The organism is Sporosarcina sp. P16b, from assembly GCF_002743065.1.
Taxonomy (GTDB): Bacteria; Bacillota; Bacilli; order Bacillales_A; family Planococcaceae; genus Sporosarcina.
Map to the genome: position 1 here is coordinate 581,168 of NZ_PDYO01000001.1, position 19,571 is coordinate 600,738.

General features: G+C 41.4%; 19 protein-coding genes and 1 other annotated feature. Of the genes, 10 read left to right on the forward strand and 9 right to left on the reverse strand.

Going from position 1 to position 19,571, the window contains the following annotated elements:
* The first annotated feature begins 13 nt into the window (after window positions 1–13).
* Window positions 14–961: a ribonuclease Z gene (gene rnz / locus CSV77_RS02930; protein ID WP_099672210.1), complete on the forward strand. Its 948-nt coding sequence runs from the start codon at window positions 14–16 to the stop codon at window positions 959–961.
* A gap of 309 nt (window positions 962–1,270) precedes the next feature.
* Here the strand turns inward: rnz and proC are convergent, their stop codons facing one another.
* The 3 genes from proC to CSV77_RS02945 form a co-directional block, all read right to left on the reverse strand.
* The gene (proC, locus tag CSV77_RS02935) at window positions 1,271–2,080 is read right to left on the reverse strand and encodes a pyrroline-5-carboxylate reductase (RefSeq protein ID WP_099637465.1); all 810 of its coding nucleotides are present in this window, start codon (window positions 2,078–2,080) and stop codon (window positions 1,271–1,273) included.
* A gap of 306 nt (window positions 2,081–2,386) precedes the next feature.
* Entirely contained in the window at window positions 2,387–3,493 is a 1,107-nt protein-coding gene (locus CSV77_RS02940; RefSeq protein WP_099672211.1) for a TFIIB-type zinc ribbon-containing protein, read from the reverse strand.
* A 10-nt stretch (window positions 3,494–3,503) separates the two neighbouring features.
* Window positions 3,504–4,643, reverse strand: a complete 1,140-nt coding sequence (locus CSV77_RS02945; protein WP_099672212.1) for an SPFH domain-containing protein — start codon at window positions 4,641–4,643, stop codon at window positions 3,504–3,506.
* Window positions 4,644–4,834: 191 nt separating this feature from the next.
* Between CSV77_RS02945 and CSV77_RS02950 the strand changes: the two genes are divergently transcribed.
* The 4 genes from CSV77_RS02950 (at window position 4,835) to CSV77_RS02965 (ending at window position 9,255) form a co-directional block, all read left to right on the forward strand.
* The gene (locus CSV77_RS02950; protein ID WP_099672213.1) at window positions 4,835–5,776 is read left to right on the forward strand and encodes an MBL fold metallo-hydrolase; all 942 of its coding nucleotides are present in this window, start codon (window positions 4,835–4,837) and stop codon (window positions 5,774–5,776) included.
* On the forward strand, window positions 5,763–6,518 hold the full coding sequence (locus CSV77_RS02955) for an SDR family NAD(P)-dependent oxidoreductase (protein ID WP_099672214.1): 756 nt from the start codon (window positions 5,763–5,765) through the stop codon (window positions 6,516–6,518). Before CSV77_RS02950 ends, CSV77_RS02955 begins: the two co-directional genes overlap by 14 nt.
* A gap of 467 nt (window positions 6,519–6,985) precedes the next feature.
* Window positions 6,986–8,251 carry a YbfB/YjiJ family MFS transporter gene (locus tag CSV77_RS02960; protein ID WP_158232009.1) on the forward strand — a complete coding sequence of 422 codons (1,266 nt, stop codon included), beginning with the start codon at window positions 6,986–6,988 and terminating at the stop codon, window positions 8,249–8,251.
* A gap of 275 nt (window positions 8,252–8,526) precedes the next feature.
* Window positions 8,527–9,255, forward strand: a complete 729-nt coding sequence (locus CSV77_RS02965; RefSeq protein ID WP_099672216.1) for a Fic family protein — start codon at window positions 8,527–8,529, stop codon at window positions 9,253–9,255.
* A gap of 197 nt (window positions 9,256–9,452) precedes the next feature.
* Here the strand turns inward: CSV77_RS02965 and CSV77_RS02970 are convergent, their stop codons facing one another.
* Window positions 9,453–9,980, reverse strand: coding sequence for a hypothetical protein (locus CSV77_RS02970; protein ID WP_099672217.1), 528 nt, complete (start codon window positions 9,978–9,980; stop codon window positions 9,453–9,455).
* Entirely contained in the window at window positions 9,977–10,246 is a 270-nt protein-coding gene (locus tag CSV77_RS02975) for a hypothetical protein (protein ID WP_099672218.1), read from the reverse strand. The genes CSV77_RS02970 and CSV77_RS02975 overlap by 4 nt, the downstream gene beginning before the upstream one ends.
* Window positions 10,247–10,395: 149 nt before the next feature.
* Here CSV77_RS02975 and CSV77_RS02980 point away from each other — a divergent pair, with 149 nt between their 5' ends.
* Window positions 10,396–12,075 (forward strand): hypothetical protein, encoded by a 1,680-nt coding sequence (locus CSV77_RS02980; protein WP_099672219.1) that lies wholly within the window; start codon window positions 10,396–10,398, stop codon window positions 12,073–12,075.
* Between the two features lie 147 nt (window positions 12,076–12,222).
* Here CSV77_RS02980 and CSV77_RS02985 read toward each other — a convergent pair whose 3' ends face one another.
* Window positions 12,223–12,921: a pseudouridine synthase gene (locus CSV77_RS02985; RefSeq protein WP_099672220.1), complete on the reverse strand. Its 699-nt coding sequence runs from the start codon at window positions 12,919–12,921 to the stop codon at window positions 12,223–12,225.
* A gap of 230 nt (window positions 12,922–13,151) precedes the next feature.
* Here CSV77_RS02985 and CSV77_RS02990 point away from each other — a divergent pair, with 230 nt between their 5' ends.
* The 4 genes from CSV77_RS02990 to CSV77_RS03005 all read left to right on the forward strand — a co-directional run bounded on the left by CSV77_RS02990 (window position 13,152) and on the right by CSV77_RS03005 (window position 16,833).
* Window positions 13,152–13,694 (forward strand): GNAT family N-acetyltransferase, encoded by a 543-nt coding sequence (locus tag CSV77_RS02990; RefSeq protein ID WP_099672221.1) that lies wholly within the window; start codon window positions 13,152–13,154, stop codon window positions 13,692–13,694.
* Between the two features lie 309 nt (window positions 13,695–14,003).
* Window positions 14,004–14,204, forward strand: coding sequence for a cold-shock protein (locus CSV77_RS02995; RefSeq protein WP_085130578.1), 201 nt, complete (start codon window positions 14,004–14,006; stop codon window positions 14,202–14,204).
* A gap of 213 nt (window positions 14,205–14,417) precedes the next feature.
* The gene (locus tag CSV77_RS03000) at window positions 14,418–14,891 is read left to right on the forward strand and encodes a peptide-methionine (S)-S-oxide reductase (protein WP_099672222.1); all 474 of its coding nucleotides are present in this window, start codon (window positions 14,418–14,420) and stop codon (window positions 14,889–14,891) included.
* 133 nt (window positions 14,892–15,024) lie between these two features.
* Entirely contained in the window at window positions 15,025–16,833 is a 1,809-nt protein-coding gene (locus CSV77_RS03005; protein WP_099672223.1) for a M3 family oligoendopeptidase, read from the forward strand.
* A 57-nt stretch (window positions 16,834–16,890) separates the two neighbouring features.
* Here the strand turns inward: CSV77_RS03005 and brnQ are convergent, their stop codons facing one another.
* The 3 genes from brnQ to CSV77_RS03020 all read right to left on the reverse strand — a co-directional run.
* A complete protein-coding gene (gene brnQ, locus CSV77_RS03010) occupies window positions 16,891–18,192 on the reverse strand; it encodes a branched-chain amino acid transport system II carrier protein (protein WP_099672224.1) in 1,302 nt (433 codons plus the stop codon).
* Window positions 18,193–18,431: 239 nt separating this feature from the next.
* Window positions 18,432–18,683: a binding site (T-box leader), on the reverse strand.
* A gap of 425 nt (window positions 18,684–19,108) precedes the next feature.
* Window positions 19,109–19,162 carry a hypothetical protein gene (locus CSV77_RS17330; protein ID WP_369802723.1) on the reverse strand — a complete coding sequence of 18 codons (54 nt, stop codon included), beginning with the start codon at window positions 19,160–19,162 and terminating at the stop codon, window positions 19,109–19,111.
* A 136-nt stretch (window positions 19,163–19,298) separates the two neighbouring features.
* On the reverse strand, window positions 19,299–19,571 hold a 273-nt coding region (locus CSV77_RS03020), incomplete at its 5' end, for a zinc ribbon domain-containing protein (RefSeq protein ID WP_144034650.1).

A 19,571-nucleotide genomic window follows, 5' to 3' on the forward strand; every position in this document is an offset into this window, starting at 1 on the left:
GGAGGCAATGGATGTGGATATAGAATTTCTCGGGACAGGTGCAGGGATGCCGTCAAAACAGCGCAATACATCCGCACTCGTTCTGGATTTGACAGATGAAAATAAGGAAAACTGGCTATTCGATTGTGGCGAAGCGACACAGCATCAATTGCTACACAGCTCAATCAAGCCGAAGAAGATTACGAAAATCTTCATTACACATTTGCACGGCGACCATATTTTTGGATTACCGGGATTTCTTAGCTCGCGAGCATTTTTAGGTGGAGATGATTCGGTTGATATTTACGGTCCCGCGGGCTTAAAAGAGTGGCTACAGCACACCTATAAATTGACGGGGACGTACTTGCCTTACAAGTTGAATGTGCATGAAATTTATGATGGCATGATTCTCGAGACAGATGAATTCAAAGTCTATGCCAAAGAAGTCCAACACGTCATTCAAAGTTTTGGCTTCCGTATTGAACAGAAAGAGTTACCAGGTACATTATTGATCGACAAAGCGATCGAGCAAGGCGTTCCGAAAGGCCCGCTGTTGCAACGGTTGAAAGACGGTTTTAACGTAGAGCTCGAGAATGGGCAAACAGTCTACAGTCGAGACGTTACGACAGATAAGAAGAAAGGCTTCGTCATTACGGTCATTGGGGATACATCGTACTGCCAAGCATCGGTTGAACTGGCACGAGACGCCGATATTTTGATTCACGAAGCGACGTTCACGGATGAGTATGCAGCAGGCGCAAAAGAATTCGGTCATTCAACAATTGTCGAAGCAGCAACCATTGCGAAAGAAGCGAACGCGAAAAACCTTATTGCCAACCATTTAAGCGCACGTTTCATGCCAAGTGAAATGCCGGCATTCTTAGCTGAAGGTACCGAAGTATTTGAGGCGATTTCGATTGCAGATGATTTTACGCGTTATCAGTGGAAACATGGAGAATTAATAAAGCTAGCGAAAAATTAAAGGGCTATCCAAGAAGTTGCCATTCCAGTGACTTTTTGTGATCGGCCTTTTTTGATTGATGTAAATGCGTTAAAGGGAACGAAGAACTCTATGTTGCTGCGTATTCGCTCTATGAAGCCGGTCGGGCGCTCTATCGGGTCTCATAAGCGCTCTATCAGGAAGCCTGGGCGCTCTATCATGCGTCATAAGTGCTCTATCAGGAAGCTTAGGCGCTCTATCCAGCCACACAATCGCTCATAACGATCCGGGTTCCGCCAATTAAAAAAGACGCTCAGGGGAAATCATTTCCCCGAGCGTCGTATTCCTATATTATTTCACAGCACCTAATTGACGTGAACGGTTTTCCGCGCTGATCAAGCAATCTGAAATAATGGTCTTGAAGTTGTGGTCTTCTAGCGATCGCAAACCGGCTGCTGTAGTTCCGCCTGGGCTCGTCACATTTTCGCGTAAAATACTAGGCTCTTCGCCCGTTTTCTTCAACATCGATGCAGCACCGTAGATTGTTTGAACAATCAATTCACGTGCAGCCGCTGCATCTAGGCCTCGCGCTACCGCAGCTTCTTCCATTGCTTCCACTAAATAGTAGATATACGCAGGGCCGCTACCTGAAAGGGCTGTGACCGCATGCAAATCATCTTCTTCGACGACTTTAACAATACCTATTGCACTCAGCAAGCTCAAAATGGATTGTTGCATTCTTTCTGAAACCGCATCATTAAACGCAATCCCGCTTGCTGATTTTCCAATTGTCGCAGATGTATTTGGCATCGAGCGCGCAATCGGGCGTTTGCCGAGACCACTCTCAAATGTATCGATGGAAATCCCCGCGATGACGGAGAGAACCGTCGTATTTTCCCCAAGGTAAGGTGCAATATCATCCATCACGTTCTCTACATCTTTCGGCTTTGTTGCGAGCACTACTAAGTCGACTTTTTTAATGAAATCTCGATCTTCACATACTTTCGTAATACCGTAACGCGCCTCCAGTTCATCTAAACGTTCTGCGTCTGAACGATTCATGACATAGACATTGTCTTCATATATGACTCGTTTCTTAATAATTCCTGCAATAATTGCTTCTGCCATTTGACCGGCGCCTACAAATAAAATCTTTTCCATGTCTAACATCCTCCCCAAAATAAAAAACGCTCCCGTCCTATGTTTCAGGACGAAAACGCTCGGTTTCCGCGGTGCCACCTAAATTTGCTGTTTACGACAGCACAACTTCAAGTCTTCTTTATCGCAGAAGGTACGGTCGTGTTTCCACGACAGCTCGGAAGGAGGTTCAAAGGGGAGTGGGATACATGACTTGCAGCCTCGGCCATGCTCTCTTCTATCCGTCACCCGTCTACTGATCTTCCTCAATGCCCGTTTCATACTATTGCCATGATTATGTCATGTACTAAATAAAATGTCAAATTGCCGTTAGTTGCTGACGAATAAGTAGATGATGAATAAAACGATCAGAATCGAGAAGACCAACGAAACGATCTTCATCACACTCACCGGATAATTTCCGGACACTTTCCCCGTTTGTCCATTGACGATGAATTGAAAGACTTTTTCCTTGAAATGAAAGGAGGAAATCCAAATCGGCAATAAAATATGTTTATATGTAATATCGGTATAATCTGTCGAGACATTGACCACTTGTACGATATCTCCCGCTACGCTGCCTTCGATCCCGTTGACGATTCTTCTGGTCATCACGTCTTTTGCCTGCACAAATCCTTGTTGTAACGAAACGGAATAGCGTTCAGCAAGGAAGCCAGACATATATTCCACTTTATAATCGGTCAGACTCGTTAATTGGAAAGGTTGTACTTTTTGCAATAGTTTCGGTTCGACTGTGCTAGACGCTTTGATTAGAACATCATCAAAGAATTCACGATAATTACCGCTTTCCTGATGCCAACGAATTTTTTGCACTTGCTCGGTCACTTGTCTCGCCTTACCATCCTCATAGACCGTCCGTGTTTCGGTGACATAATAGTAATTCCCGACACGTACGACATAGTGTGACTGTGTCTGACTATCATACGTCCAGTAAGGTAAATAAGCGCCGGATATTTTATTCATTCGATAATTTTTCTTCAATGCGTTCGGTGCGAAGAAGTGCCCTTTGATCCAGTCCTTGAACTTCGTTTGCGCCTGTTCCTCGGAAACTTGAAACGGAATCAATAACCCCGGTTGTACACCGGCATCGTGATTCGTAACCGATATGTGAGAAGATCCGCAAAACGAACAGAAATCCGCGACGATATGTGCGTCCAGTACGGATTCCGCCCCGCAATTGCTACAGGAAAAAACGCGTTTCTCTTCATTCCATAGATGTTGAAGATTGTTTCCCGCTTCCTTGAAATCCAGTTCCACATGATGGTCGAACGTTGCTTCGATCGGCATTTCGTGACTACAAAAAGGACATTTTAAGCCGCGTGTTTCCGGATGATATTCCGTGTTGCCGCCACAAGAAGGGCATTTGATATTTTCAGTATCTTCTACGACTGTGTGTTGTCTATCAAATGAAGTCAATGTCCATCCCTCACTTTTCGTCTAACGTCTCACCACATTCTGCGCAGAATTTCGCACCTGGCAGATTGGCATGTGAGCAAGCAAGACAAATTTTCTCAGTGACTTGAGATGTACCGCAGTGACTGCAGAACTTCGCGTCTTTTGGAATCATAGTTTCACACTTAACGCATGGTACTTTATCCGTTTCAATTGATTTTCCGCATTGACCGCAGAACTTGGCATCAGCGTTGATCGTAGCCTGACAATGCGGACAGGATTTCGTTGCAACTTGTGCTTGAGGTTGCTGCTGTTGGTTCTGATTCATCGCATTTGCCATGACTTGACCCATGCCCATACCCGCCCCCATACCGACACCTGCGCCCGCCATGCCGCCTTCGTTCTGTGCTGCATCGCGCATCGCTTCAGCCGCCTGATATTGCTGATATTGTTGCATATTGCCGAGCACGCCCATAGAGGTACGTTTGTCCATCGCTTCTTCCACTTCTTTTGGTAACGATAGATTCTCGATATAGAGTGATGTGATCTCGAAACCAAATGCAGCGAAACGAGACATCATCTTCTCTTTTCCTTTTTCGCTTAATTCGTCGTAATGCATCGATAGGTCAAGCGCAGGTATTTGAGACTCTGCGAATAAATCGGACAATCCAGAAATGATCATTTTCTTTAGATGACCTTCAACGGAATTCGTGTCATATGAACTATTCGTTCCAAATAGTTCCCGCAAAAATACTGTAGGATCTGATACGCGATACGAATAAATTCCATAACCACGAAGACGGATCATGCCGAAATCTGGGTCGCGCATCATAATGGGGTTCGATGTGCCCCATTTTTGATTGATGAATTGTTTTGTATTGATGAAATATACTTCCGCTTTAAATGGTGAATCAAAGCCGTATTTCCACGATTTCAATTTCGTCAGGATGGGCATATTCTGTGTATACAAAATATGGCGTCCTGGTCCAAACACATCCGCAATTTCCCCTTCATTGACGAAGACCGCGACTTGCGATTCCCTGACCGTCAGCTCTGCCCCCATTTTAATTTCATTATTATGCACGGGGAACTGATAAACTAACGTATTGGCATCCTGTGCTTGCCACTCGATTACTTCGATAAATTGGTTTTTGAATAGATTAAAAAATCCCATTGTTATCCCTCCAACTCGACATCATTATGTACATCATGCGATTTCTTGTAGTATACCATACGAAGAATAGACAAAATGGTTTCATTTTAGATGAAAAATCTTTCGGTTAATGAACAATCAAGACGTGACGCACATGGAAATAAAGAGTACAATAGACTGAACAGTCATTCATTTACTAGGGGGAACAAAAGATGATCACAAAAATTAGTACGCCTACACCATTTGCGGTAGGTGACGTGAACTGCTTTTTACTAAAAGGCGACACGCTAACGTTGGTAGACGCGGCGACGAAAACGCCAGAAGCGCGTGAAGTGTTGCAGATGAAATTAAAAGAAATGGGCTATACGTTCCATGATATAGAGCAAGTATTTGTCACGCATCACCATCCTGATCACTGTGGATTGGTCGAGATGTTTGACCGCGCGGAAATCCTCGGTCATCCGTATTTAAACTACTGGCTAACACGCGATACCGAGTTTTTGGATCGTCATGACCGTTTTTATGAACAATCATTAATAGAAGAAGGCGTGCCGGAGCAATATTTTAAGTGGGTGAAACGCTTCCGTCGATCAGTTGATTTGATGGGAGGGCGTCCCGTCGATCGCATGATGTATGAAGGTGACGATCTTCCAGGACATCCAGGCTGGAAAATCCAAGAGTCTTTAGGTCACGCGCAAAGTCATTTATCGTTATTCAATGAAAGGGAAGGCATTCTGATCGGTGGCGATTTGTTGCTCGAGAAAGTGTCATCCAATCCATTAATAGAGCCACCGTTTAAGAAAGAGCACGGACGTCCGAAGTCATTGCTTCAATACAATGCATCATTGAAACGTTTGTTAGATTTACCGGTGTCACTCGTTTACGGAGGTCATGGCGGAGAGATTACCCATGCCCACGAGCTGATAACTGAACGCTTGGCGAAACAGCACGACCGTGCCATGAAAGTTCTCGCTATGTTAGATGAATCGAAAACGGTCTTTGACGTAACGAAACTACTATTCCCGGCAGTTTATGAAAAAGAGTTGGGACTGACGCTGTCTGAAACGATCGGGCAGCTAGATTATCTAGTGGCGGCAGAATTAATTTCTGAAACGGTTGATTCAGCAGGAGTCCATCATTATGTCCGACTCTAAATCTGTGCTGATCACAGGAGCGACGAGTGGAATTGGGTTTGAACTAGCAAAACGTTTGGCGATGTTGAACGACTATCGTGTGATTGCGACAGGTCGCAATGCGAAGGCGTTAGAAGAGTTACGCGTATTTGGGGTTGAAGGATACTGTGCAGATCTTCGAGACACCAAGCAGCTCGATTGGCTAGTTTCTAGCATTGGAACACCTGACCTCATCGTATTTTCCGCTGGAGTAGGGAAGTTCCACCTGGCCCATGAGACGACCGATGAAGACATGCATGCGATGCTCGAGACCAATGTCCTTGTGCCGATGCAACTAACCGCGCGTGTAGTACCTGCAATGATCGAGCGCAAGCACGGTCATCTCGTCTATATCGGTTCACAGGCAGGGAAAGTAGCAACGCCAAAAACATCGGTCTATGCCGCGACAAAACACGCGTTAATTGGCTATACGAATGCCGTACGTATGGAAGTCGCGCCTTATGATGTCGATGTATCCGTCATCCATCCAGGGCCGATCGATACACCGTTTATCGAGCTCGCGGACGTCACCGGTGGCTACAAACAAGCAATGGGTAGCCAGTTGTTGTCGGTGGATACGGTGGTGCGCGCTGTTATGGAAATCATCGAACGCCCTAGACGCGAAGTGAATTTACCAAAGATCACAGGTCTGACAAGCAGGCTGTATGCGTTGGCGCCTAGCGTAGTAGAAACCATCGGGAAGCCATTTTTCTATAAGAAGTAGGAAGACGTGTAGAGCGCTGTTGCTAGAAGTCGTGACAATATGACTTGTGCGGCAGCGCTTTTTGAAATGGGGGAATAAATAAGGTTGCGTCATAGGACTCACTATGGTGCTGGGGGATGGCCCTTACATGTTGGTTATGGCCACAATCTTTACATGTATTTATCGTTAGTACAATAAAGTAGTTGATCGTAAGTGGAAAGCGTCCACCTGGAGCGTCGACCAACGGTGCTCACACACTCACCCTTTGTCTGATAATACTATTATGTAAACTAGAATAGATTTCAAATAAAGAAGTTGGAATATTCTATCATGAATGCTATAGTGTACATGATAGAGTTCACATATTAGACATAAATTACATATCTCAGACATGTTGCAAGACTACTAAGAGTAGACACCCTGACGCTATTCTGAGTGAATTCTTTCACAGTGAATTTCATATGAATGGAGGAAAGGGTGAGATTCGTATGTTGGCTAAAGAACACGAACAAAACATTTGGAAATACGCATTTGCAAGCGTCGCCGTTACGGTCAGTTCTCTCGGCTTTGGACGGATGTCGTATGGAATTATTATGCCTTTCATGAAAGAGAACCTCGCAATGTCTTATAAACAAGCGGGACTGCTCGCAACGACGGTATCGATTGGCTATTTGATGATGGTGATCTTTGTAGGATTACTGGTAACTAAATACGGGGCGAAAAAGCTTGTGATTTTTGGAACGGGGCTCGTTTCATTTGGACTATTTATGTTATCGTTCATCGCAGGCTATGGCTGGACACTTTTCGCTATGCTATTACTCGGAATTGGAACTGCATTCACCTATACACCGCTCATTACGATACTTGTCGGCTGGTTTCCGAGGAAGCGCGGTATGCTTATCGGTTTTCTTGTAAGTGGCATGGGATTAGGAACGCTGATTTCAAGCGCGTTAATTCCGTTCTTCACTACATGGTTCGGCGATATGGGCTGGCGCTACCTATGGTTCGTCTACGGTGCTCTGTCGATCGTATCTATCATAATCGCGATGAGTATTTTGCGTGATCCACCGATTCCGTTACTACCTAAGGAAATGCAGAAAGGCTCATTTGGGACGAAAGTATACTTCAATAAACGCGTACTTCGTGTCGCATTCATCTATGGACTCGTTGGATTCGCCTATTTGGTACCGCAAAGCTTTTTATTCAGCTATATTCTTGAAGTAGGACTGACGAAGTTCCAGGCAGGACAAATTATGGCGATCAGCGGAATTATGTCGATTTTCAGTGGACCTTTATGGGGCGGAGTTTCTGATCGTATCGGACGGAAATCTGCATTGCTTGCGACACTTGGGATTGGTGCAGTTTCACTTATTATTCCTGTTATTTTTCCCGTGTATATTGGGCTTGTCGTTAGTCAATTCCTCTGGGGTACAACGATTGTCGGGATGCTGTCGCTCTGCCAAGCATTATCTACAGAACAAGTTCATCCGACGTACGCACCAGTTGCACTAGGCTATGTAACGTTCTTCTTCGCGGCAGGACAGTTGCTCGGACCTGGCATCGGTGGCTGGATCATCGACCGCTTCCAGCAGATTCCACTTGCACTTATTATGTGCAGTGTACTACTCGCTCTAGCGTTGTTGTTGTCGATTCGGATGAAGTCGCATGCGGTAGATGTAGATGTGACAAAATTAGAAGCGAAGCCTATTTTAAAAAGTCTATGTCTGGAGGAGGCTTCTGCTGAGGAATTGTGAATCTTGTGGAAGTTGCCGTATGGTCAACTGAAATTAGACTTCATCCATATGCTTCTTACTGCACATGAGATATGTAAACATATACTAGAAGAAATATAGGCGCTGACGTTCCGGTAATGGAATGTCAGCGCCTTTTGAAAAATAAAATTTTATTTATCTTGAAATAGTCTTAGTTAACCATACTTTTTATGAAGATATGATTTCAGTGTAGAATTTTTCCGATATACAGTACAATAATAGAAATGCTCTATATGTGTAAGTAGGAGGTTACTGATGTGTTTAAAGTCGTAAATGAAAAAAAGTCACAATTAGATGCTGCTCGTCCCTTGCCTAAATATACGTTGAAAAGTTTACGAGAAAAGTTATTTCTAGAGTGGACGTATAATTCGAATGCCATTGAAGGAAATACATTAACTATGAATGAAACGAAAGTGGTTCTTGAAGGAATTACGATTGGTGGTAAAACACTAAGAGAACATTTAGAGGTAATCAATCATCGTGACGCTATTACGTATGTCGAAGAAATTGTCCGAATGAAAGAAACACTTTCAGAATGGCAAATAAAAAATTTACATCGTTTAGTGCTAAAAGGAATTCATGATGAGTATGCAGGTGTATACCGTCAAGAACAAGTCTTTATTGCTGGAGCTACACATAGACCGCCTGCACATTATCTGATTCAAGAAAAAATGGATCAAATGATGAATTGGTATCGTAACGAAGGCGTCGATCTTCATCCTGTAGAGCGTGGGGCTATGTTGCATGCTATTTTTGTTGGCATCCATCCCTTTATTGATGGAAATGGGCGTACCTCAAGACTGTTGCTTAATTTAGAACTGATGAAAGAGGGGTTTCCTCCAGTCGTTATTAAGGTGGAAAATCGATTGGCTTATTATGATGCACTTGATAAAGCGCATACAACAGAAGATTATAAAGATTTCATAGCATTAGTAGAACATGAAGTAGAAGACTCTCTCGACTTATATCTAAGTACAATAAGTTAAAAATCTCCCCATATTGAAGTATCTTGTTCAGTTCACTGGTACAAAAACGCAATTAAACAACAAAGAGTTCTCATGTTTTTAGAATGGGGACACTTTGTTGTTTAACTCTGTATTAACCTATGGGACTGAAAAACATTTTTTTTTTTGGAAAGGCACCCCCTTACTTGAATAAGAAAGGTATAAACGCGAATAGGGTATTATATAAAGTCTTTACTAGTTAATTCTAGTGTCTCTCCATCAAGTTCTAACAAAAAAGTATTGTCCCAATTCATTTCCTCTTTACATGTGATGGATAACGTATTATTGACCCAACCAGTAAATGTAATCATATCGATCATTTCTATTGGACTTTTCAAAAGTATTTTATCTCTTAAATTAGCTTCTATTTTTTCAATAGTATAATCACCAGCTAGTATGAATTCCCCAGATGGAGTTACAGTTAAACTTTTATAAAGACGTTGAGACTCATATTCGATTACGTCTCCACTAAGACAATCCATTTGAAATAGATAATCTGAAGTGAGAACTAGAACCGTGTTATATTTCTTCGATAATGCAACAGCATGCGGTGCCCCTCTGAATTCACCACACCATTCAGTGAAATCTTCATTCTCAAATTTTACCCATGTCCAACTTTGGGAATTCCATGGACTGGGAACATCATAAATCCTTTCTTGGTATAGGCCCGAATATGGTTGGTCTATAATTCTCGCTTTGGTTATCAACTAGTTCGCCCTCCAAAAATCGGGTATTTATAAAGAATATTCATTTGCGCTATCCTGATCCATACAATCCGCACATAAAATAGTACTTTCTTTTTCAAATACGCTTTAATTTCGCCCATCATGATATTTCTTGGAGCTTTCATCTTTGCATAGATTTCTTCTCCATCTAGAATTTCTCGATTGCAAGTAGAGCGATATAAAGTTCGTTTAAACAGTTGAACATCTCCTTTTTTTAGAATCTGGCTCAATTGTTGAACAACGATCATCTTTTATAACTCAATATCATTGTACTACGTTACTGACGGATGAACATGCCAGTGCTGTGCTTTAATCGGATTAAATATGAAACGATTTCCTAACTTATCCGTATACATAGTATGAAACAAAATTTTGTAACTGGAAAAGAGGGTTGGTTATGTTGAGTTTATTACTATTTTCATTACTTGTAGGGGTTGTCGCGAGTGCTATTATTGTTCCGTTTCTTTCTGTACATAACAAAAATGAGCCGTTATCGTTTAACCGGTGGGTCGCTTTCGGGACACTTACTGTCATCAGTATGATTGGCGTATTCCTATTTTATTACGTGACAAATTTGGATCGTAATTGGTCATCGCTATGGGCATTGTTACTCGTTGTGGCTATTTTAGGAGCGGTGGTTTCGCAAGGTATAGAGCGCAAAATAAAAATGGTTGTATCATTGGCAGCGTTACTCATTGGCGTGTATGTGTTAAGTGCACCTCTTTTCAACGCAAATAAAAAGTATGAGACCGTTGCGATGACGCAGAAAGTTGAAATTACAGCGTTTGATGAAACGAAAACGCCGGCTAGTGTACCACCAAAGTTTGCGCGTAATAAAATGAAAAAAGCATTTGGTCAAGTACCGGATACGAGCTATTATGAACTGGGACATTTACAAATTCAAAAAGTGAATGACCAATTTGTCTATATTGCGCCTGTTGAGTTTTCGGGATTTTTCAAATGGTTCAACGGTAAAACGACTCCTGGTTATTTCACGATGAGTGCAACAGATTCATCGGATAACCCGAAATTCATTAAAACGGAAATGGCGTATACGACGTCTTCGTACTTCCATAAAAAAGTGTATCGGAAAATGCGTATGGAAATGCCAGATTTAATCTTTTACGGAGATGTTCAATTAGAAATTGATGATGAAGGGAAGCCGCATTATATTCGCACGTATGGAGAATTCATTTCGGCGCGTAACGGGTTTAACGCCAAAGGAATTGTCATGTTGAATCCTGAAACAGGCGCTACGAAGAAATATGCGTTACAGGACGTTCCTGAATTTATTAATGGAGCTGTTTCACCTGAAGCGGTAAGTCTTCAAAATAGTTATTTCGGTAATTATATCCATGGTTTTTGGAATTCAGTAGTCGGGAAAAAAGATGTGAAAATTCCTTCAGACGAAGGAACAGAAGCCAATGTGAGCCCGATCTTTGATGCGGATGGACATATGTATTACTTTACTGATTTCACGAGTCCAAAAGAAGGCGTAGATTCCATGCTAGGGTATGCATTAACAGATGGCCGAACGGGGAAAGCGACGTATTATACGGGGGATTTGGAAGAGTCCTACATGGATTCACAAGGTGCGCTCCAGATCATTGAAAAGAAGTTTATCGAAAAGAAATGGAACGGCGAAATGCCTGTCTTGTATAACTTCTACGGTGAAGCAAGTTGGTTGACGCCGGTACTTGATTCAAATGGATTCCTGCAAAATTACTTCATTGTTTCCGCAGCGAATCCTGAAATCTCGGTATTTGCGAATTCACCAAATGAAGCGTTGAAATTATATAAAACAGCACTTCAACGTGGCGGCAGTACAGTAGATGGAAGTTCCAATGCAGAAGAAGCGAAAGCAACGATTACAGCCATGCGCGTATTTAAGGAACGCGTCGGTGATTTTACACTCGTTTCCATTCTCGCAAAAGACGGTCGAAACTTCCTTGTTTCATCGGAAGTTGAACCTCTTTCGATTTATGTAGAAGAAGGCGACCAGTTAACGGTGACGTATTTGGAAACGGGTGAGTTATTCTTACCTGTGAAGGAATTGGTGAATAACAGTATGAAATAAATAATGGTGAAAAGGCCTGATAGCGTATTCGCGTTGTCAGGCTATTTTTATAAAGAGTTCCATTTCAAGCTTTTATTATTGTTAGTCATTGAAAAATAATAAACTTTCACATTAAAGAAACAGATGAATTTCAACACTCTATAAGAGTCATCGTTTCAACCCTGCTATCTCTTCTTCAGTCAAGTAACGCCACTGACCCCGTTCCAATGATCCAAGCTCAATATGCTTGATTCGAACCCTTTGCAAGTGCGTCACGGTATATTGAAACCGTCTGCACATTCTGCGTATTTGTCGATTCAATCCTTGAGTTAACGTAATACGAAACGTGAAGTCGTCGAGCGGAGTTACGGGACAAGGGTTAGTCGTCGTATAGCTTTTCGTTCTAGGATTGTAAATATCTACACCATTTGATAAGTCTTCTATAAAGGTGTTCGTTATTTTTTTATCGACTGTCACCACATATTCTTTTTCCTGATGATTTTCCTCTTTCATTAGCTCATTTACAATACTTCCATCATTGGTTAATAAAATCAGACCTTCTGTTTCTTTATCTAAACGTCCAACAGGAAATATACGTTCAGGATACGATATAAAGTCGATAATATTACCGGCAATAGTAGGCGAAGCTGTACAAGTAATCCCGCTTGGTTTATTTAGTATCATATATATGTTTTGTGCGGTGTGCGTGATGGGGTGCCCGTCGACTTCGACATAATCATGATCTTCAACAAAATACACATGCGATGCAATCTTGCCATTGACTAGCACTTTTTCAGCCGTAATATAGCGCTCTGCTTGTCTTCTGGAACAGAATCCTGAAGAACTAATATATTGATTCAACCTCAACGTGTCCGCTCCTCGTCTATCTACGTGTTTCTTGTATTATAACATGTTTGCCATTTTGCAGAATGCCTTCATGTAGTCTTCTACTAAGAAAGAAATCAAGGCGTAGCTTCAATGGATATGACTATAAGTATGTAGAAAGCATGTTGTTATATTATACTGGTAGTGTGCAAAGCGTAAAGGTGATACATATTTATTAGATTGAAAAACGTAGAAATCAGGAGGTGATGGGAATGAATATTGAATTCATTACATTAACCGAACCAACATCCATGCTTTTGAATACGCTCAATCGATGGGGGAACGACGTGAAGTTAAAGTCATTGTCTCAACCTAATCAAAGTAAAGAAGAATTGGTACGAGAAAATATTTTGACTCTAGAAGATGTACGCCGTCGGTTAGAATACCAACATATATTCCTGATTTATTTGGAAAACCGACTCATCGGTGAAATGAGCTATACCATTGACCCCGATCATCTGTTTGACAAGGAGTTGGAAACAGCATGGATCAGTATTTCCATTGGTGAGCCTGAATGCCGTGGGAAAGGAATTGGTTTTATCGCTTTAACGTACTTGGAAGAGCAAGTTAGAAAGCGTGGTCTTCAACGAATCGAGCTAGGCGTGTTTGAATTTAATACAGCTGCTTTGAAGCTTTATAAGAAGTTAGGGTATCAAGAAATAGGACGCATAGAAAACTTCACGTATTATGAGAGACAAATGCGGGCTGATATTCGTATGGAAAAGCATATCGGAATTAATTTTCCTGGCAGCTAGGACGTAACCATCTCTTCAAAAGATCGTACATGAGCAACCAAATGGTTAATGTCATTTCAAAAGTCTGCTAAATAGTGAAACTAAGCGTGCTTTTAGATATAAAAAAGAAGAACTACAAAGGTTTATTTTTAGTACTAAACATTAGGGTTGCTTTTTTATTTAATGTCTGTTATATTTAAAGAGTATTATCTTTGTTCTTTTTCAGATCGAGAATATATTTCATGGAAATATATTTTGTTTTTCGTCTAAAGTTTTGAGCAAGTATAGTAACATCATTGTGTGGACATCCACACTAGGAGGCAATTAATTATGGAACAAGGTACAGTGAAATGGTTTAACGCAGAAAAAGGTTTCGGTTTCATCGAGCGCGAAGCAGGAGAAGACGTATTCGTACACTTCTCAGCAATCCAAGGCGACGGTTTCAAATCTTTAGACGAAGGTCAAAGTGTAACATTTGAAATCGAACAAGGACAACGTGGCCTACAAGCTACAAACGTTCAAAAAGCTTAATAACAGCTTGGAAGAGACCCTACTTGTAGGGTCTTTTTTTATTTGCTAAAATTTATTTACAGTATATGAAAGAGCTACTCAGTAGGATATAGGGATGAACGTACATATTCAGAGTTGCTTCACATAGGTGATTAACACGGTTACTTTACTTAATAACTTGTTTTTGAACACGCGTATAACGAATCACGATCTACACGGGAAAGGAGTGTCCAAATGGAAGTAGTATACATTGCCGGTGGCTGTCTTTGGGGAGTACAAGCGTTTATCAAAACCTTACCAGGTGTGACATTTACGGAAGCAGGGAGGGCGAATGGAACACTTCATTCACTCGAAGGCGAGTATGATGGGTATGCTGAATGTGTAAAAACAGGATTTGATCCTGCTGTCGTAACCATTTCGGAATTAATGGACTATTTATTTGAAATCATAGATCCGTATAGTGTGAATAAACAAGGTGCAGACGTTGGCGAGAAATATAGAACGGGCATCTACAGTGAAAATCTTGAACACTTGGAAGAAGCGAGAGCGTTTATTACGAAGAGAAGTGATGTGGACCGTATAGTTGTGGAAGTGTTGTCTCTTACAAACTATGTGAAAAGTGCAGATGAACATCAAGACAGATTAGCTAAATGCCCAACGGATTATTGTCATATACCAGCTGAGTTATTAACTAAATATGGTTCATGAAGAATACGTTTTTGGAATCGAGAAAAATGACAACACTCTATGATAAATTGGTATATAATGGACTTAGTAAATAAAACTTTCTTATTTCAGTAACTAAGTTTACAGTAGCGATAGATAAGGGGAGTGGGATACATTGAAATATCAAAACACGTGGGATCTAGAGAGTATTTTTGCAGGTGGAACGCATTCTGACGAAGTACAAACGAAACTTTCGGCTGTCAAAGAAGATATTGCTCTTTATGCAGACCAGTTAAACGCATGGAACAGTGATCCGGCTAACGATGCCTCTACTTTGCAAGAATTATTAAACAAGCAAGAAGTCATTGGTAAAGGCTTAGGCCAAGTGGGTACGTTTATTAATATGTGGCGTGACGCCTTCATGGATGATCCATATGCAAGCGTTGTCATAGGCCAAGTGATGGAACTAAGCAGTGAAATTCAGCAACTCTCCACAATCTTCATGAAAAAACTGGTAGCCATTTCGGATGAAAGCTGGAATCAACTTCTTGAAGACGATGCTTTACAGGTCATCCGTTTCTCATTAAATGAAATACGTGAAAAAGGTAAACGTTTATTATCTGAAGCGGAAGAAAAACTGATTGCGAAATTAAATAAAGATGGTCTTTCCGCGTGGAGTGATCTATACAATACAGTGGGCTCCACTATGACCGTTCCGTTTACGGATAAAGACGGGAAAACCACAGACTTATCTATCGGGCAAGCTATGAATAAAATGTACGCCGATCCCGATGCGGAAGTGCGTGCAGCGCTTTTTGAGAATTGGGAAAAAACTTGGTCTGCGAATGGACCGATCTTTGCGGACATCTTGAATCATTTAGCAGGCTATCGCTTAACGTTACAAGATGCTCACGGGAGAGAAGGCCATTTAGAAGAGCCGCTTGAATATAACCGGATGTCTAAAGAAACGCTAACCGCGATGTGGTCAGCAGTGGATGCGCAGAAACAAACGTTTATTGAGTACTTAAGTCGGAAAGCGGATTTATTGGGCATGGATCAGCTTGGTTGGCAAGACGTGGCCGCTCCAGTTGCGGTAGGTGAAACAAAGCCGACACGCTTCACATATGATGACGCCTGTGATTTCATTATGGAACATTTCGCTTCATTTGGACCGAAATTGACCGACTTTACGAAACATGCATTGGAAAACCGTTGGGTGGAAGCGGAAGATCGCCCAAACAAACGACCAGGTGGTTATTGCACAAGCTTGCCTGAATTTGAAGAGTCACGAATTTTCATGACATTCACAGGTTCTCCAAATGATACGAGCACATTGGCACATGAATTAGGGCATGCTTTTCATAGTCACGTTATGAAAGATTTACCGACATTGAACCGTAATTATGCGATGAATGTCGCGGAAACAGCGAGTACGTTTGCGGAAACGATTATTGCCGATGCTACTGTGAAAAATGCTACATCCGATGAAGAGAAAATCTCTCTGTTAGCAAATAAATTAGAAGGTGCCACCGCGATGTTTTTAAATATTCGTGCTCGCTTTCTATTTGAAGATCAGTTTTACACGGAACGCGCGAAAGGCATAGTATCAGAAAATCGCTTGAATGAATTGATGGTAGACGCACAAAAAGAAGCATTTGGAAATAGTTTATCTTCATATCATCCGCATTTCTGGGCAGCTAAGCTGCACTTCTTTATCGATAGCGTGCCGTTTTATAACTTCCCGTACACATTTGGCTACTTGTTCAGCTTAGGGATCTACGCAGAATACTTGAAACAACCTGAAGGGTTTGAAGAAAAGTATATTGCCTTATTACGTGATACTGGATCTATGACAGTAGAAGACCTCGCGAAAAAACACCTGGATGTAGATGTGACGAAAGAAGATTTCTGGGCAGCTGGCATTACGCTAGTGGCTAAAGACGTGGAAGAGTTTGTAGAATTGACGAATTCATTACGGAAGTAATCCTGAAGACAAAAAATCCCGCTCCTTTTAAAAAAGAAGCGGGATTTTCTAGTTGTTTTACTTAATTCCTTGTTTGTCGAACTTATCTAGTATATAACCAGCCACTGCTGCGACGAACGCTGGTACAGCCCAGCCGAGTCCATGTTCGAAAAACGGAATAACGTTTAGCCACTCGGTAATGCGAGCAGAACTGTACCCCGTGCTAGCGAATACTTCGTATAACGCAAAAACGAATGTGATAAATATAGATAGCCGATACATCATCTTGCCGCCACCCACAACATGTTGGGATAAGGAAAGAATGACTAGAACAATCGAGATCGGATAAATAAATACTAATAAAGGTATGGCCAAAGCTAATATAGCATTCAATCCTAAATTAGATACTACCAAGGCGAATAATACAAAAACCGCGACATAGGCTTGGTAACTGAACTTCGGATATATTTCATTGAAGAACCTTGAACAAGCATTAATTAGACCGACACATGTCGTTAAACAGGCTAGTATGACGATGATACCAAAGAGAAGTCCTCCGCCACTTGGGAATAACATGCTTGCTGCTGCAGTTAATACTTCCGCACCGTTTCCAAATGTTTGTTCTTTTGGAATGACTTTACCAATCCATCCGAGTGAGAAATACACAACGGCCAATCCGATACTAGCGATGAAGCCAGCACCCAACGTTCCTTTAACCAGTTCTGACTTCGACCTTGAACCTTTATCTTTGAGCGCATTGATCACGACAATCCCAAACGCTAGCGCTGCGACGGCATCCATCGTGAAGTAACCTTCTAAGAATCCATTTACAAATGGAGTGGATGCATAATCATCTGCTGGAGCTGAAGATATGTTATCAAATTTGATAAACGCTTGGACAACGAGCACGCCTAAAACCAACAGTAGAATAGGTGTTAAAAACTGGCCGATGCGATCGACGATTTTTTTAGGATTTAAACTGATGTAGTAGGTTATACCGAAAAATACTAGAGAGAATATAAGCAACGGTAAGTTGCCATTCACTTCCACTATCTGTTTAAATCCTAACTCATACGCAACATTGGATGCTCTTGGAATACCATAAAATGCTCCAATCGACATATAGATAATGACCGCAAAAATCATTCCGAACACTTTATGTACGCGGCTACCCATAGACAATAGCCCGTTATCAGACAAGGCGATCGCAAGAATAGCCATGAACGGTAGTAGAACGCCTGTGATGAGGAAGCCTACAATGGCGGATGCAAAATTAGTCCCTGATTCCAAGCCGAGAAATGGCGGGAAAATCAGATTTCCAGCTCCAAAGAATAAAGAGAAGAGCATGAATCCCGTGAATAGTATGTTTTTTTTACTCACTATAATACCTCCTGATGTTTTTGTGTGTAGAGTAAAATGAAAGTACATAATATATGTGTAATTGCATTTAGAATAGTAAGACTTCGCAAAATATAATGTGAATTGTGTCGATTATGTACCCAACGTGGTTGAATTCATCTAACACTTTTCATTGCATACGATAGTTTTGATCAATCCGATGTTCTGTTCATATACCATTTTCTCTCCTTTATTTTTGCGCAGAAAAAACTCGCCCCCTAAATAGGGACGAGTTTTTACTCGCAGTACCACCCATGTTCCAAAAGCTTCGTAAACGATAAAAACGTTTCATTCTAATTCATCTTACGATTATATGTTTTCCATGTAACGTTGGAAATCCGGCAAAATTTACTATTTTCAACTTTGCATCTTAGAGATGATTTTCGGATATGCTCTGTCCATCGACTTTCACCAAATGTCGACTCTCTGGGGAACGAATTTCATACCGTACTCTTTCTCGTCACTGAATATTATATACTACAATATAATTTAACAGACAACTATTAGAAAGGTCAATACCTTTTACTATATTCGGAATATTACCATAACACGTTATTTTTTAAAAGAGAATTCCTTGATCCAAGAAGAGGAAAGGAAGTGTTTTATTGGTATGTGGCCTAGTGAGTGTATTTCGTTCTGGAGCATCTATCGAATGTAGGTGTACAACCTATTATCTATACCTATTCAGACCATCGACAGGTATATTTAGTTGTCAGGAGACCCAATATGATGAGCAGGGAGTAAATGGGGAATAGCTAATTGAATAAATTCTTCTGGCGTGATCTTGTGACTATTTCTCATCCAGTCTACAGAAGCTCCGTACATGCCAGAGCTCAATATGATAGCCATAATTCTCAACCCTTCATCTTTTTCGGAATGCTATTGAGGTGATAGCAATTTATAAATCATAGATGTCTTCAAAGTAATAATAGAACGTGGCACGATTAATCATCGCTTCAGCTGCAATATCTGTAATGGTAATCTCTTTAAACTCTGTTTTACCCGACAGTTCCTTGAACTACTCCCACTTTCACTGCGTTTAGAAGAGGGAGATTCCTAAGAACACCAGCGTAACCACTAGTTATGGATTAGGCGATCCCCGCAGTCCCTGCGGTTCGAAGTCTTATGGCTTCGTTTTTAAGATTTATACTTGCGTTCAAATCCCGGTCATGATGGCATCCGCAATTCGGACAGTCCCATTCACGCAAGGCAAGATGCTTCGCGTCGTGGTTTCTAGCTCCACATCCCGAACAAAGCTGGCTGGAAGGAAATGTTTTTCCAACGACTACCACGTGTTTGCCATACCATTTCGCCTTATATTCCAGCATGGAACGAAACTGTGCCCAGCTCACGTCGCTTAT

What these genes read in the sequence shown, in the direction of transcription:
- proC (WP_099637465.1), bottom strand. Translation starts at nt 2,080, where the DNA reads ATGGAAAAGATTTTATTTGTAGGCGCCGGTCAAATGGCAGAAGCAATT.
- CSV77_RS02945 (WP_099672212.1), bottom strand. Translation starts at nt 4,643, where the DNA reads ATGGGATTTTTTAATCTATTCAAAAACCAATTTATCGAAGTAATCGAG.
- CSV77_RS02950 (WP_099672213.1), top strand. Translation starts at nt 4,835, where the DNA reads ATGATCACAAAAATTAGTACGCCTACACCATTTGCGGTAGGTGACGTG.
- CSV77_RS02955 (WP_099672214.1), top strand. Translation starts at nt 5,763, where the DNA reads ATGTCCGACTCTAAATCTGTGCTGATCACAGGAGCGACGAGTGGAATT.
- CSV77_RS02960 (WP_158232009.1), top strand. Translation starts at nt 6,986, where the DNA reads ATGTTGGCTAAAGAACACGAACAAAACATTTGGAAATACGCATTTGCA.
- CSV77_RS02975 (WP_099672218.1), bottom strand. Translation starts at nt 10,246, where the DNA reads ATGATCGTTGTTCAACAATTGAGCCAGATTCTAAAAAAAGGAGATGTT.
- CSV77_RS02980 (WP_099672219.1), top strand. Translation starts at nt 10,396, where the DNA reads ATGTTGAGTTTATTACTATTTTCATTACTTGTAGGGGTTGTCGCGAGT.
- CSV77_RS02990 (WP_099672221.1), top strand. Translation starts at nt 13,152, where the DNA reads ATGAATATTGAATTCATTACATTAACCGAACCAACATCCATGCTTTTG.
- CSV77_RS02995 (WP_085130578.1), top strand. Translation starts at nt 14,004, where the DNA reads ATGGAACAAGGTACAGTGAAATGGTTTAACGCAGAAAAAGGTTTCGGT.
- CSV77_RS03000 (WP_099672222.1), top strand. Translation starts at nt 14,418, where the DNA reads ATGGAAGTAGTATACATTGCCGGTGGCTGTCTTTGGGGAGTACAAGCG.